This is a genomic window from Paenibacillus sp. J31R98, from assembly GCF_056269245.1.
Window position 1 is genome coordinate 55501 of the sequence record NZ_JBWDNO010000012.1, and the last position, 14201, is coordinate 69701.

The 14201-nt window shown below is 52.7% G+C and carries 18 protein-coding genes; 12 read left to right on the forward strand and 6 right to left on the reverse strand.

Annotation, left to right across the window (positions count from 1 at the left end):
• Positions 1-52 precede the first annotated feature (52 nt).
• The 3 genes from AC0YNX_RS29380 to AC0YNX_RS29390 are packed head-to-tail and all read left to right on the forward strand — an operon-like array spanning position 53 to position 2061.
• Positions 53-685, forward strand: a complete 633-nt coding sequence (locus AC0YNX_RS29380; RefSeq protein WP_475819258.1) for a D-sedoheptulose-7-phosphate isomerase — start codon at positions 53-55, stop codon at positions 683-685.
• The gene (locus AC0YNX_RS29385) at positions 685-1653 is read left to right on the forward strand and encodes an ROK family protein (RefSeq protein ID WP_475819259.1); all 969 of its coding nucleotides are present in this window, start codon (positions 685-687) and stop codon (positions 1651-1653) included. Before AC0YNX_RS29380 ends, AC0YNX_RS29385 begins: the two co-directional genes overlap by 1 nt.
• A 42-nt stretch (positions 1654-1695) precedes the next feature.
• Positions 1696-2061 (forward strand): MmcQ/YjbR family DNA-binding protein, encoded by a 366-nt coding sequence (locus tag AC0YNX_RS29390; RefSeq protein ID WP_475819260.1) that lies wholly within the window; start codon positions 1696-1698, stop codon positions 2059-2061.
• 380 nt (positions 2062-2441) lie between these two features.
• Here AC0YNX_RS29390 and AC0YNX_RS29395 read toward each other — a convergent pair whose 3' ends face one another.
• A complete protein-coding gene (locus tag AC0YNX_RS29395) occupies positions 2442-3794 on the reverse strand; it encodes a phosphotransferase family protein (protein WP_475819261.1) in 1353 nt (450 codons plus the stop codon).
• A gap of 120 nt (positions 3795-3914) precedes the next feature.
• Positions 3915-4472: a hypothetical protein gene (locus AC0YNX_RS29400; protein ID WP_475819262.1), complete on the reverse strand. Its 558-nt coding sequence runs from the start codon at positions 4470-4472 to the stop codon at positions 3915-3917.
• Between the two features lie 167 nt (positions 4473-4639).
• Between AC0YNX_RS29400 and AC0YNX_RS29405 the strand changes: the two genes are divergently transcribed.
• Entirely contained in the window at positions 4640-4816 is a 177-nt protein-coding gene (locus AC0YNX_RS29405) for a hypothetical protein (RefSeq protein ID WP_475819263.1), read from the forward strand.
• Between the two features lie 107 nt (positions 4817-4923).
• Here the strand turns inward: AC0YNX_RS29405 and AC0YNX_RS29410 are convergent, their stop codons facing one another.
• The 4 genes from AC0YNX_RS29410 to AC0YNX_RS29425 form a co-directional block, all read right to left on the reverse strand.
• Positions 4924-5400, reverse strand: a complete 477-nt coding sequence (locus AC0YNX_RS29410) for a hypothetical protein (RefSeq protein ID WP_475819264.1) — start codon at positions 5398-5400, stop codon at positions 4924-4926.
• Positions 5401-5653: 253 nt separating this feature from the next.
• Positions 5654-6355, reverse strand: coding sequence for a DUF4386 domain-containing protein (locus AC0YNX_RS29415; RefSeq protein ID WP_475819265.1), 702 nt, complete (start codon positions 6353-6355; stop codon positions 5654-5656).
• A 22-nt stretch (positions 6356-6377) separates the two neighbouring features.
• Positions 6378-6602, reverse strand: coding sequence for a helix-turn-helix transcriptional regulator (locus AC0YNX_RS29420; protein ID WP_475819266.1), 225 nt, complete (start codon positions 6600-6602; stop codon positions 6378-6380).
• A 1-nt stretch (position 6603) separates the two neighbouring features.
• Positions 6604-7050, reverse strand: coding sequence for a hypothetical protein (locus tag AC0YNX_RS29425; protein ID WP_475819267.1), 447 nt, complete (start codon positions 7048-7050; stop codon positions 6604-6606).
• Between the two features lie 196 nt (positions 7051-7246).
• On the opposite strand from AC0YNX_RS29425, the gene AC0YNX_RS29430 reads away from it, so the two are divergent.
• The 8 genes from AC0YNX_RS29430 (at position 7247) to AC0YNX_RS29465 (ending at position 14179) form a co-directional block, all read left to right on the forward strand.
• Complete coding sequence (locus AC0YNX_RS29430) at positions 7247-7552, forward strand: ArsR/SmtB family transcription factor (RefSeq protein WP_475819268.1); 306 nt, start codon at positions 7247-7249, stop codon at positions 7550-7552.
• 16 nt (positions 7553-7568) lie between these two features.
• Positions 7569-8585, forward strand: a complete 1017-nt coding sequence (locus tag AC0YNX_RS29435; protein ID WP_475819269.1) for a cation diffusion facilitator family transporter — start codon at positions 7569-7571, stop codon at positions 8583-8585.
• A 55-nt stretch (positions 8586-8640) separates the two neighbouring features.
• A complete protein-coding gene (locus tag AC0YNX_RS29440; protein ID WP_475819289.1) occupies positions 8641-8997 on the forward strand; it encodes a hypothetical protein in 357 nt (118 codons plus the stop codon).
• A 134-nt stretch (positions 8998-9131) separates the two neighbouring features.
• On the forward strand, positions 9132-10355 hold the full coding sequence (locus tag AC0YNX_RS29445) for an amidohydrolase (RefSeq protein ID WP_475819270.1): 1224 nt from the start codon (positions 9132-9134) through the stop codon (positions 10353-10355).
• A gap of 20 nt (positions 10356-10375) precedes the next feature.
• Entirely contained in the window at positions 10376-10813 is a 438-nt protein-coding gene (locus AC0YNX_RS29450) for a hypothetical protein (RefSeq protein ID WP_475819271.1), read from the forward strand.
• A 102-nt stretch (positions 10814-10915) separates the two neighbouring features.
• Positions 10916-12544, forward strand: a complete 1629-nt coding sequence (locus AC0YNX_RS29455; RefSeq protein WP_475819272.1) for a putative bifunctional diguanylate cyclase/phosphodiesterase — start codon at positions 10916-10918, stop codon at positions 12542-12544.
• Between the two features lie 21 nt (positions 12545-12565).
• Positions 12566-13606, forward strand: coding sequence for an NAD-dependent epimerase/dehydratase family protein (locus tag AC0YNX_RS29460; protein ID WP_475819273.1), 1041 nt, complete (start codon positions 12566-12568; stop codon positions 13604-13606).
• A gap of 114 nt (positions 13607-13720) precedes the next feature.
• Positions 13721-14179: a GNAT family N-acetyltransferase gene (locus tag AC0YNX_RS29465; protein ID WP_475819274.1), complete on the forward strand. Its 459-nt coding sequence runs from the start codon at positions 13721-13723 to the stop codon at positions 14177-14179.
• The last annotated feature ends 22 nt before the right edge of the window (positions 14180-14201 follow it).

Genomic DNA, 14201 nt, shown 5'->3' on the forward strand with positions numbered 1-14201 from the left:
GTAATTCGATTCCATGGCTGCAATGCGGCTCTGCGAAGGAGGGGGCTGCGCAATGAATAAGCATCTGGCTGCGCTTCAGCACAACTACCCCGACATTGCCGAGTGCCTCCCTGTCATCGAGCAAGTCTATGCGCTGCTTGAGCAGTGCTACCGCGAGGGCGGGCAGCTGCTCGTCGCCGGCAATGGCGGCAGCGCCTCGGATAGCGAGCATATCGTCGGCGAGCTGATGAAGGGCTTCCTGCTGCCGCGTCCCGTACCGCAGCAGTTCCGAGATGCCGTCGCAGGGCTGTTCCCCGAAGACGGCGATAAGCTATGCGACCAGCTGCAGGGTGCACTACCCGCGCTGTCGCTTGTTAGCCAGAACGCCTTCAACACGGCGTTCGCGAACGATCGGTCGTACGAGATGGCTTTTGCCCAGCAGGTGTACGGATATGGCAGAGCAGGCGATGTGTTCCTAGGCATCAGCACATCGGGCAATTCACGCAATGTCGTCCATGCCGCGCAGGTCGCCAAGGCGAAAGGCCTTCGGACGATCGCTCTCACCGGCGGCTCCGGCGGCAAGCTGAAGGAGCTATGCGATGCCACGATCGTGGTTCCTTACTCAGAGACGCCGGCCATTCAAGAGCGGCATCTGCCGATTTACCATACGCTGTGCATTATGCTGGAGGAGGCGTTCTTCGCATAATGTTAACTTTTGCCGGACTTGATATAGGCGGAACCAAGTGTGCAGTTACTCTTGGACGCACCACCGATCACGACATTGACATCATCGCGAAGACATCTTTTCCAACCGCTCCATCTCCTCAAGAAACCCTTCAACAACTACTTCATGAGCTAGACCATTTACTAGAGCAGCAACCGGAAGACAAACAAAGACTGCAAGCCATCGGCATCAGCTGCGGCGGACCGTTGGATAGCACGCGGGGGCTTATTCTCTCGCCACCAAATTTGCCGGATTGGGACCATATTGATGTGATTACGCCGTTTCAGCAGCATTTCGGAGTACCAGTCGGTCTTCAAAATGACGCTAATGCCTGCGCGCTCGCCGAATGGCAGTGGGGGGCAGGACGAGGCACGCGCAATATGATCTTCCTCACCTTCGGCACCGGCATGGGAGCAGGGTTAATTCTGGATGGTCGGCTCTATTCGGGGACGAATGACAATGCCGGCGAGGTCGGTCATATGCGGCTGGCTGAGGATGGACCTGTCGGGTACAATAAGGCTGGTTCGTTCGAAGGCTTCTGCAGCGGAGGCGGCATTGCAAGGCTAGCGCAGTCGCTTGTAACCCAGCGATTAGAGAATGGTGAGCAGGCGCCTTCCTTCGGATCGCAGGATGTCATCACGACAAAAGCCGTCGCGGAAGCGGCGCAGGCTGGCGACCCGGATGCGGTGCGGATCTTCGAAGAGGTCGGGCGTCAGCTGGGCCGTGGATTAGCGGTATTAATTGATATTTTGAATCCGCAGAAGGTTGTCATCGGCAGCATCTATGCGCGTCAGCAGGAGCTGCTGCAGCCTTGTATGCTGGAGGAGCTTCGCAAAGAAGCGCTGCCTGGCTCGCTGTCTGTCTGCGAGATCGTCCCCGCTGGGCTTGGCGAGCAGGTTGGCGACTACGCAGCGTTGTCAGTTGCAAGGGCGCTGTATTTGAAAGAATAGCGTTAGAGGAAATTTGCCGAAGGGGCAGGGAGGCAGCTAGAGATGACACATCCGATTGGCATGCAAACGGCTGAGGGGAAGGAAATGCTCAAGCAGGTGCGCCGCATCTGCAAGGCGCTGCCCGAGGCGACCGAATTCATCGACGGGCATGGTCACACGTCGTTTAAAGTAAGAGAGAAGACGTTCATTATGATGAGCGACTATGGCATGAACTTTAAGTCCGATCTGGAGACGCAGGAGATCCTTATCCAGGAGGAGCGCTTCTACCGGCCCGCTTACATCGGGCATCGGGGCTGGATCGGTATTCGCGAGCCAAAGGATTGGACGGAGATGGCGACGCTGCTGAAGGAAGCTTACCTTCGCGCCGCTCCGAAGCGGTTAGTGAAACAGGTGCTGGAGGCGGAGTAAGCGGGCTAGGCTTGCCAGAACGAACGAGAATGTTTCCGAAGTTTGTGTGCAGCAGCGACCAGAGGTCGCTGCTTTCTTTTGTTTGCCGATTACGGTTACCTTCCGGCTGCGGATCAAGGCTACCCTCTCGCTACCGACCGCCGCGTCCCTTAGGTAGCTCGCCAGCCAACGAACCGTAAACACCTATACGCTCGAAACAGCGCACCAAAAAAATATAACGAACTCCAGCAGTGCTATTCGTCACTTACACAGCTGTAACCAGCCGATTTCGACGGAATAGCGACTCTGAGGTTCGTTACATTCACAGACCGAACAATTAGCGCATAATAGCGATTCTGGAGTTCGTTAGCTTCCATGGGCGTAGCATACGCGTCCTCGCGTTATTCCAAAGCACGCAATCTGAGCAATGCCTTGCGCAGATAAAAGGTTGGCGGTCCCAGCTCCCATCGCGACCTCGCCTCGGTGTGGCGCAAGATGGACTGATAGCTTACCGCATGGTAGATCGCATGAACGACCTCGCAGAGCGACCAGAGCTCTAGCAGACGAGGCATCGGCTCGTAAGCGGTCCACAGTTCCAGATAGGCGTCGCGCAGCTGAGACTGCAGCGCTAGATCCTTTTCGTCAAAGATAAGGAACATGTCCATGAAAGGATGAGCGGCGCACGCATCTGTCCAATCAATTAAGGTGATTCTCCCGTTGTCGCTTACGGCGTTCCCCATATGTAGATCGCCATGGACGAGCGTAGTCGGCACCGCATAGGCCGATACTCGTCTGCACATATCCAGCATGACAGGCATATACCGGCGAAGATCTCCGAGCTCCTCAGGCGTAAATTCGGAGACGACAATTTCATCCTCTAACAGAGGTTCGATGAGAGGCGGAAGCTTCGGAGGCTTGCGGTCCGCGCATATTAGCGCGACTAAATCAGCCGTACGGGATACCATTCTAAGTTGAATTTCTCCGAATGTACGCAGCAGTTCAAATTTATTCTCGACCGTATCCCGGTTCAGTTTGTCTCCGGCATCAGCAAGCAGCATCCAGCCTTCGGACGGCTCGGAAGCGAGAACGGTCGGCACATGGTCTGGACATACGCCCACCATGTAAGTCAGAAACACGGGCTCTTGAGCGAACAGCGGCTGCTTGGCATTTGTTTTGAAATATACAACTCCGTGTGAGGTAGTAAGCCGAAGCACACAGGAGAGGCTCCACCACTTGATCTGCTCGGGAGATCCCGTGAGCTCAATTCCGAGCATTCCAAGGGAGTTCCGAATCCAGGACATTGCCCTCGCATACCATCCGAGGCGCTCCCAAGGCTGCCGGAGTTCCGGTACATCCCCGCTACTCGCCTCTAACAAGTAATCCTGAACAATGCCGATATGCTGCTGATTTAATCGCGATATTTCCTCGAGACACTTCCATTGTAGATGATTTTCAAGAGTCTCAAATGAGGAATCTATCACATCCAGTTCGAAGAATGCTTCATTCCCGCCGCCGCTGTCGTTCGCTCGGTGAATCCATATGTATCGGCATGCAATGAGCGGCCATCCGAGGAGGCTGGACATTTCTCGCGTGATGAAGCTAGGTGAAGCATCTGTTTGCTCACTAACGAATAGTGCTGGTAAGCTCCAATCTTCGCTGTCGGGCTGTTTCATTGCCAGAAGCTGACCGGAGGAGGGGTTACGGAGCAGGCCGTAAATAACGGATTGAGCTTCATCTACAGGGGGATTGATCATAGTTACAGTTACCCTCCTTATAAGTCGAATGGTAATCACAGTTTACCAAGCTTTTCTCTGTAAAAGAACCCAGCATGACCAGCTTCGTGGACAGCTTTGTCCGCAAAGCTGGTTCCGGCTTTAAACTTTAAACATTTTTATAATCGGCATCATGGAATTGATCATTCCAAAGCCCATTTTCATGATTGGAAATTGATTTCCCATAAGCCCCATGATGTTCCCGAAGCCTCCGAAGCTCCCAGGGTTCCCATTTTTCCCGAGACCTCCAAACCCTCCGAATCCTCCGAACCCCCCGAAGCCTCCCAGACTTCCAAGGTTTCCAATGTTCCCAATTTTTCCAAGGCTACCGCCTAATCCGCCTAGCGCATTTCCTCCACCGAAACCCCCTGCGCCGGGTATCATGCTGCTCATACCACCGGCTAGCAGCGAGCCTCCGCCGCCTCCGGTCAATTTACCTAGCATGCCTGGTATCAATCCGGATACCTTTGCTTTGCCTGCACGTGTGTTAGCAATGCTCATTGTCTTCTGCGGTATGCGCTGTCCAGACAGGAACAATTGTCCATTCTCCGCGCCTGTAACATAGCCGACATAAGAGTGCCCGTTCTTCAATTCGATATATACGGGTTGACCGATCCACTGCTTGGCGTTGTTCTTCGTCATTTTGGATGTTGCAGCCATTCATTATCACCTCTTTTCTACAGTCCTTATAATCTATTCAGGCAGCGGCAAGCCGTCTGTACGCATGCGACATTGTAATAATCTTTGCGTTCCTATGTACAAGCCCGAACCATCACCGCTGCATGTCATAGTAATAGATTAGAAGCAGATAAGGGGGGATTGCCGTAATGGCTAATCTTTTGAGTCGTTTTCGGGGGAAGTTTGTTGTACTAAAAATGGTTTCCGCGGAAGAAATCGGTGGCCGGATCGTAAAAGTAAACAATGGCATTGTTGTACTAAGGACGATGCTCGGGACCAAAATATTTATTCCCATTAATAAAGTTATAGCTGTCATTACAAAATAATAGAGCAAGTGCCGGTAGTATCTCAGAAGGATGCTCCGGCGCTTTTTTTTTTGCTGTTTGCAAAAACAGCGGCCCAGTACTCCCAAGGCCGCCGATTTGTATTTATATTAAGTAGTTCCGGCAGAAGCGCTGCCGTTGAACACAGCCGGGCCGGACAGGACCAGGCTGAAAATACTATCTGCACCGATGAACAGCACGTACCTTATCTGACCCGTCAGGACATCAGCTGCCGGAGGGAAGTCAGCCGCAGTTATACTGATTGGAAAGAAGGATGCAGTCGGTGAAAGATCAAATTGCTCCTCCCAGATCGTCACGCCTGTTCCCGCCGTCCCATCTCCGCCGCGTTCCACAAACAGCGAAATGGTTGCAGGCTCAGGATCTTCCGGCAGTTCAGTAGCAGGTGCAAAGTCAATGCTAACCGTACCTGTCAGCGACACGCGGACGCTTGCCGTATTCAATGGATTCGCAGCTACAACTTGAAGGCCGATGTCCCCCACGAGCAAAGGTAAAGTGGATAGCGGCTCCGATCCGCCGAAGCCGTTGTTATGAATGGAGATACGCTCGTCAAGAATTTGAATAGCCATAGTAAATCACCTCTTTATCGTTTATAGCATTCTATGAAAATACGCAGAAAGTGGGACTAGTCTGTTAGTTAATTAGGCGGCAATCGATACAGCAATGAGGCAGCGTGACTCGTCGAAGTAGCGGGTGAAGCAGATGCCGCAAACGGAAATAAAGAGAGCTCGGCACTGAAGCCGAGCTCTCTATGAAGCGAAGAGTTTTATCCAACATAGACTCGTCAGACCGCTTTTTTTCGCCAGTTGTTTGTTACTCCATCTATTTCTGCAAAGTCATCGAGCTAAGCACACTACCATTGTAGCCTTTCACAATCAACCATACGGCGAGAATCATTTCATTGGCTGCAATTGGCAGGCAGAGAAGAGCGCCCCAAACGGAAATTTGCTCGATAATACCGAACATTTCGAGCAGAGCAGCGATAAACACGAGCGACGCGCCTGTCATGCCCAGGATCGGAATAAATCGAGGCACGAGCCCACTCTTGTAGAAAATATAGCTGTACATCATTGTGTTAATGCCCAGCATAAAATTCGGTCCGAGCAAGAACGTCCAGTCGTGCACGGCTTTCAGTAAACTGCCGGAAGCCTGGTAGCTGGAGGCATCAGGCGATCCCGCCGCTGCATACTCCTGGCTGAGCGTCAGCAGCGAGAGCACGCTAATAATTCCGACTGTAATAATCGCGGCCTCCATAAACCGGAAGCAAAGGTGGCTGAGGGCAATGCTCTCATTGAATTTGCGCAAGTAAGGAAACATGGTGACGGAGGTGCCGACTGCCGAGACGACAAGAATCAATTCCATCAACGCTCCCCAGATAATCCGGTTCGCATGAGCAGCTCCGTTCAACAAGTAATCGGAGCTGCTCAGGAGCGGGTCGTACAATTTAAGGCCAATAATCGAAGAGATTGCCGCAAGGATGAAAAATACGCCTGTCACTTTAGGAACTCTCGCCAAAGATTTCATAGTTAACGAACCTCCATTTTCTTTACGAATCGATGTGCTCCCCGTAATAGAAAACCTTTTCAAGCGGCAGCTCGAACGCCTGAGCGATGCGAAAAGCAAGCTCCAGTGAAGGGGAGTAGTTACCCTTTTCCAGCGCTACGATCGTTTGCCTGGTGACGCCTGCCTTGTCAGCCAATTGCTGCTGAGTCATTTCGTTATGATTAAACCGGAGTCTTCGGATGTGGTTGCCGACAAGATTTTTGCCCATATTAAACTCCTTTCCGGTAATGATAAAGCTTCGTCACAGAGCCTGTAACATCAGATAGGAATCCAGCGGCGATCAAGACGACGAACATGTTCGATATCGGCTGGTCGATGACCAGCGATCCCATCGCAAGCAGAAAACCAAGAATAAAGACGAGGAAGCCATTCCGATTCGATTTCAGCTCGATCAGTTTATCCAGTTCATCCGCGAATTTGGGTTCTTTCTCACCTGTTGTCATCCGGAAGATGATGTTGAAGACAATGTAGATGACGATATGCGCGACGATGGAAACCAGCATGAGGACGAGGACGAAGGCGCCCCAATAATGATAGATTTCGGTCGTTGTGAGCCCTTCTGACGGGTAATTCGCATACTTGAAAGCACAATAAAGACCAAAAATCAGAATCGCGGCGACGATGGAGACGATACTCTTCTTCTCTTGATACGTCATGCTCCTGCACATCCTCCCATTTCATTGTCAAGTATTATGAACAAAATGTATAGTAAACTAATCTTTATGTCAAGTTTATTTTACATATTGGATGGAAAATGGTTATTAGCCCATTATTGACACATACTACATGGTGCGGTAATAATGTGAATATGAGCATATGCTCATATATAGATATACGGAAGGCGGAGGACCGATGCAAGTTAGCGAACATACTTTTCTGGATAATGACAAAGTCGAAGCCATATCTCAAATATTCAAGGCGCTGGCAGACCCGACCCGCCTGAAGATTCTGTACTTATTGTCTCAAGAGGAGTGCGCGGTGAATCATATCGTGGAGGTGCTGGATATGTCGCAATCGGCTGTCTCGCATCAATTAAGCTTCCTCCGCAACATTCGGCTTGTGAAGAAACGGCGTGAAGGCACGAATGTGTTCTACAGCTGCGACGATGAGCATGTCGTTTCGCTGCTGCATCAAGCGATCGATCACTGTGATCACTAGTTAGGAGGCTATCACGATGCACGACCATAAGCACGACCATAATCAAAAGCACGACCATAATCATGACCACGACCACGACCATTCGCATCATCAGCATAAGAAGCACAGCCATCATGGGCACCATCATCATCATGGCCACCATCATCATGGACATGATCATGGCAGGGAGGGCAACAAAGCAGGGCTAGCCATCGCGCTTCTGATTACATTCGGCATCATGATTCTTGAATTTGTCGGTGGTTTCGTGACGAACTCCCTTGCGCTCCTGTCCGATTCCGGCCATATGCTCAGCGATGCCGGCGCGCTTGCGCTCAGTCTGCTAGCGCTATGGCTGGCGGCGAAGCCCTCGACCGCCCGCAGAACGTTCGGCAATCATCGCTTCGAGATTCTCGCTGCACTCTTCAACGGCGTTGCCCTCTTTGTCATTGCTGCGTTTATCGTTGTAGAGGCGATCAAGCGGCTGAACGATCCGCCAACTGTCGCCAGCGGCACGATGATGATTATCGCCGCGATCGGGCTGCTCGCCAACCTTGGCAGCGCTTGGGCGCTTATGCGCAAGGGCGATGTGAAGAACAATGTGAATCTGCGCAGTGCTTACCTGCATGTGCTCGGCGATGCACTTGGCTCCATCGGCGCCATCGTTGCCGGCGCGGTCATGATGGCATTTGGCTGGTACGCCGCCGATCCGATTATTTCGGTGCTTGTGGCGCTGCTTATCCTGAAGAGCGCATGGGGCATTATTACGCATACGCTGCACATTCTGATGGAGGGGACGCCAGCCTCGATTGATCAGGAAGAGGTGCGTGAAGCGCTGCTTGCCATTGAAGGCGTGACGGATATGCATGATCTTCACATATGGACGATTACGTCGGGCTTCGATGCCCTTAGCTGCCACTTGCAGATTGCAGACGGCAAAGACAGTCAGACCGTTCTGCAGTCGGCCATACATCTGCTCGCGAAGCAATTCCAGATTGAGCATGCGACGATCCAGGTTGAAGCAGCAGGTATCCAGCACGAGAAATTGAGATGCTAAAGTAAAGGCTTGATCGGCGCTTCCTCTGCATAAACATGGAGTAGAGGAGCGTGAGATTCAAGTGGATAACAAGGTTGTGAAGCGTTATTACCAGCTGAAGAAGAAGCAGAAGGAGCTGGAGCAGGAGCTGTCGGAGCTGCGGGGAGAGATTCTGAACCATTGCTCGCAGCAAGGCTTATCGGAGCTGGAGACCGATCGGTATTTGGTCAAGGTCGTCCATCAAGAGCGCAAGGAATACGATGATGACAAGCTGTACGAAGCGATTCCCGATCTCGAAGTGTGGCGGCTGATCTCAAAGCCCGATTCCTCCAAGATCGCCTCTCTTGTGAAGCTGAACAAACTGTCCGAAGAAAGAATTAAAGACACCTTCTCGGTCAAACAAGTCTCGCTGCTGCAAGTGGAGAAGAAGTGAGTGAAACAGTGGCCTGTAATTGCATAGATTTAACCTCCCGTCCAGGCGTTTATTACGTCTGGACTTGTTTTTTATGGTAGATTAGAAGAATGATTGGAAATTGATAAAGCAAGGGAAAAGGGAGAGCGAATGATATGAACGTTACAACATACTGGTTGGAAAATGTAACCCTGGAGACGGGATTTCAGATGGAGGATGGACGCGTAGCGGCGACGGAAACGGCAACTGGGCATGTGAAGATTGTAGACGGCAAGGTCGCAGCCGTTACATTCGAACCGATTGCAGCGGACGATACGCTGCCGAGACGGAACGCTAAAGGAGCGCTGCTGCTGCCGGCGTTCCGGGAAGCGCATATTCATCTCGACAAGACGTATTATGGACGTCCTTGGCAGGCCGTGAAGCCGGCTCGCAGCATATTCGACCGGATCGAGGAGGAGCGCCAGCTCTTGCCTAAGCTTCTGCCGACGGCAGCGGACAAAGCGAAGGAAATATTGGAGCTGCTGCTTGGCTTCGGATCGACCTTCGTGCGGGGGCATGCCAATATCGAGCCGACGAGCGGCATGCGCGGGCTGGAAGCGGCGCAGCAGGCGCTTGCGGAATATGCGGACAAGCTGAGCTATGAGCTTGTTGCATTCCCGCAGCATGGTCTGCTGCTCTCCGATTCGCGCGGCTTAGTGAAGCAAGCGATAGAGCTTGGCGCGACGCATGTCGGCGGGCTTGATCCGATTGCCGTCGACGGCGATATGGAGCGTTCGCTGCATGCGATGATGGATATCGCGGTCGAGACCGGTGGTGGCATCGACATGCATCTGCACGAGCAGGGCGCGAACGGTCACGCCATTATGAACCGGCTAGCCGACTTGACGCTAGACGCCGGATGGCAGGGCAAAGTGACAGTGAGCCACGCCTTCGGCTTCGCAAGCGGCACGCCGGCAGAGGTGGAGCAATTGGCGGAGCGTTTCGCGGAAGCGGGCATATCGATCGCTTCGACGGTGCCGATCGGCAGGATGGTCATGCCGCTGCCAATGCTGTACAGCAAGGGCGTCAAGGTTGAGCTTGGAACGGACAGCTTGACGGACCACTGGTCTCCTTGGGGCAATGGAGACAACCTTGAGAAGGCAGGGCGGTATGCCGAACTGTATCATATGGCCGATGAGTTGTCGTTGTCGCGCGCGCTTCGGTTCATCACCGGAGGCGTATTGCCGCTTAATGATGCCGGCGAGCGCGTATGGCCTGCGGTTGGGGACGACGCATCGGGCGTACTCGTTCAGGCGAGCTGCTCCGCAGAGGCTGTTGCACGGAGAGCGCCAAGAATCGCGAGCTTGCATAAGGGCGTTGTGAGCTGGGGCCAGCTGTAACAGCCAAGGGGGTGGCCGATGTGAGCAGACGTACAGGCTGCCTCATAGTTGTGCTCGTTGTTCTGATGTTGTCAGCCTCTTGCGCGAAAGAGGACAAGCAGGAGCTTGTCCTCTCCGAACAAAGCTATGTCCGTTGGCATGAAGCCGATCAGCGGCTGGAGGTCTATGCGGTCGTCGTGAATCAGTCCGAGAAGGTGCAGCATATCCACGCATCAGTCGTGATGCTCCGTCAAGAGCTGATTCATGCGACTCAGATGGAACGTCAGGAGCTAAGGACGGATGATAGGCACGGAACGCCGCCATTCACGTTGAATCCGCACGAGGAGACCGTGTTTCATCCATTCTTTGGCACTAACCAGCCACTAATCCAGCAACTCTTGCAGAGCGGTATCGGAATTGAGCTGAGCACAGACGACAAAAGCTTCTTAATCCCTATTCAATATGGGGAAATTCAATAAAATTCGACGTCCAGCGAGAGGAAATTCGATTGCTTTTGCAGAAATGATTATAACAGCTTAGAAAGTAGCGGGTGCAGATGCATAAGGAGCTGAACGTCAAAGATGAATAATAATAGCTTTCATCTGCAAATTGGCCAGATGCTGGATGAAATTTCAGATACCGTTTTCATTATGAAAGTAGACGGTATGGAGCTGACCTACTACTACTTGAACCGTGCGGCATCGCTCCTGACGAGTATTACGCTCGAAGAAGCGGTAGGTAAAACCTTTTTTGAGCGATATGAAAGCCCGATGGCTGACTATCTCTACAAAAAATACGCCAAGGTGCTGACTGAGCGAACAGCTCTTCGTTATGAGGACGGCATTGTCATGCCGAACGGGACGATGAGCGGTGAGACAGTGCTGTCGCCTATTTATGATGAATCGGGCAATATTGCATATATTTTCTCGGTTACGAGGGACATTACAGATCGCAAAAACTACGAGAATCTGCTCGTTCATTATGCCTATCACGATGATCTATGCCTGCTCCATAATCGCAGATATTTGCTTGAGCAGACTGGAGCCGCGGAGGCGCTGTTTCTACTTGACCTCGACAGCTTCAAGAACATCAACGATACGTTCGGACACGATGCTGGAGATGCCGTCCTCATTGAGGCGGCATCACGTCTGCATGCGGCGTTCGGGCCGGAATATACGCTTGTGCGGCTTGGCGGAGATGAGTTCATCATCGCGGCGAGCAAGCAGGTGAATTCGGAAGCGACAGCGGAGCTGATCATGCAGCTGTTCCAGCCTCCTTTTGACGTGAAGGATCAGCAGTTGAAGCTTAGCGTCAGTGTTGGCGTTGCTACCCGGCAAGACGGAGAGGATATTCCGACACTGCTGAAGCAGGCCGATATTGCCCTGTACAAAGCGAAGGGAGCCGGACGCAAAGGCTACCATATCTACGAGTCGACCTCCAAATACGATCATGTCGAGAACTTCATCCATGAGCTTGCGCTTGCAAACGCGATAGAGCTGCAGGAGTTCGAGCTGTATTATCAGCTCATCTACAGCCCGCAGCAGGAGCAGGTCGTTGGAGCGGAAGCGCTGCTTCGCTGGAACCGGACAGGGATTGGCATCATATCGCCGGCTGAATTCATCCCTGTAACGGAACAGACCGGCCTTATCGTACCGATCGGCTACTGGGTCATTGGGCAGGCATGCCGGGACTGGCATCAGCTGTCGGAACGTTATGGTAGCGGATTCAAAGTGTCGGTTAACATCTCGAGCGTGCAGCTGTCGGAGCCGAATTTTGTCGAGCGCGTCATTGAAATTGTGGAGAGTGAAGGCGTCCCTGCTCAGGGTATTGAGCTTGAGCTGACGGAGAGCTCGGTCATTCATTTCCAGCAGGTGGAACAGACGCTTGAACGGCTGCGTGCTGTCGGTTTTACGATTGCGCTCGATGACTTCGGCACGGGTTACTCGTCGCTTAGCATGCTGACGCTGCTGCCGATTGATAAGCTGAAGATCGACCGCTCTTTCATTCGGGATATGAATCAGTCGCTCTTCTCGGCGATGCTGGTTATGGCGGAAGCGCTGCACATGAAGGTCATTGCCGAAGGGGTAGAGGATGCTGCGCAGTATCAGATGCTCAAAGAGATGAATTGCTGGGGCTTGCAAGGTTACTTGATTAACAAACCGATTGCCCTTAATGCTTTATTGCAACATGCTGTACCACAATTGCAGTAATTCCAAGGAGGCATATACATCATGACGAAGCGGGTACTCATTATTGGCGGAACGGGCTTGATCAGCACAGCAATTACGAAGCAGCTGCTTGCACGCGGCGATGTAGAATTATGGCATTACAATCGGGGCGGGGGAAAACCGGAAGCGGTTAGCGAAGGCGTGCGGACGATCCAGGGCGACCGGACGGACTATGCACGTTTTGAAGCCCAGATGGCCGAGGAGGAACCCTTCGACTGTGTCATCGACATGGTCGGGTTCAGAGCGGAGGATGCGGAGAGCGCGGTTCGTGCTTTTCGCGGTCGCGTAGGCCAGTACATCTACTGCAGCACGGTGGATGTGTACAGCAAGCAAGGCAATGCTTATCCCGTTGCGGAAGATGGCGAACGTGATGCGAGTCCATCGTTTCCGTATGCGTATAACAAGGTGCAAAGCGAGAATATTCTGCTTGCCGCGCATGACGCAGAGCAGTTCCCTGTGACGATCATGCGCCCTGCGCAGACGTATGGTGGAAGCGGCACTGCGGTTCCGTCCGTGGCCGACGGCAATTATCAGATGAAGCGGCTGCGGGAAGGGCGTCCGATTATTGTCCATGGCGACGGCATGTCCATCTGGGTGGCGTGTCACCGCGATGATGTGGCGCGTGCTTTCGTGAATGTAATCGGCAACGAAGCAGCGCTTGGCCAAGCGTATAATGTGACTGGCGAAGAGTGGATGACGTACGACCAGTATTGGCGGATTGTCGCTCAGGAGCTTGGCATGGCTGAACCAGTAATTGTCCATATCCCGACAGATCTGCTTGGCAAGCTGCTGCCTAAGAGGGCGGAATGGTGCGTGGAGAACTTCCGCTATAACAATATCTTCGACAATAGCGCGGCGCGGCGGGATCTGGATTTCCGCTACACGGTGACGTGGGAAGATGGCATCCGCGGCGTTATTCGCGAGCTGGATGCGAGCGGCGCCATTGAAGCAGCTGGAGAACGGCCGTGGTATGATGCGCTGCTCGCGTCATGGGCGGAAGCGGAAAAGCTGATGGGAGCGCAGCTGGCTGGTATGGATGACTGAACCGTTCTTTGGTTCAGCCCCGTCTTTTGGCTCAGCTTTCAGCGTTTCGAATCAGCCGCATAGTTGTGGTATAATATTCGCTCATGGAGTCACGAAGCAAAGGTGGTAATGAGCATGTTGATTGATATACACGCAAGACTGGATGAGGAAGCGATCCAGGAGCTGCTTGGCTGGTCGGTTTTTCCCGATCCTGAGCATCTGGAGCGGGCCGTTAGTTTGTATAAGAACGGCGCGGCGGGCGATGGCGGCGGCGGCGGGAATAAGCTGCTTGGCTACGAGTCCGAAGGTGAAGTTATTGGCTTGATTGGCTATCACTACGTAAACGGCAATACAATTGTGATCGACCATATTTCCATTACACCTTTCGAGCGGAACAAAGGCTATGGCAGAGGCATGATTCTCGAGCTGCTAGAGATGGAGAAACCGAGCGTGCTCATCGCGGAAACCGATGAAGACGCAGTCGACTTCTACCGCAGCAGCCGCTTTACTGTAGAGAGCCTCGGCGAGAAGTACCCGGGCACCGAGCGGTTCAAATGCACGTACTATGCAGACGATGAAGACGAAGATGCATAGGGATAGTTGTAGGAAAGGACTT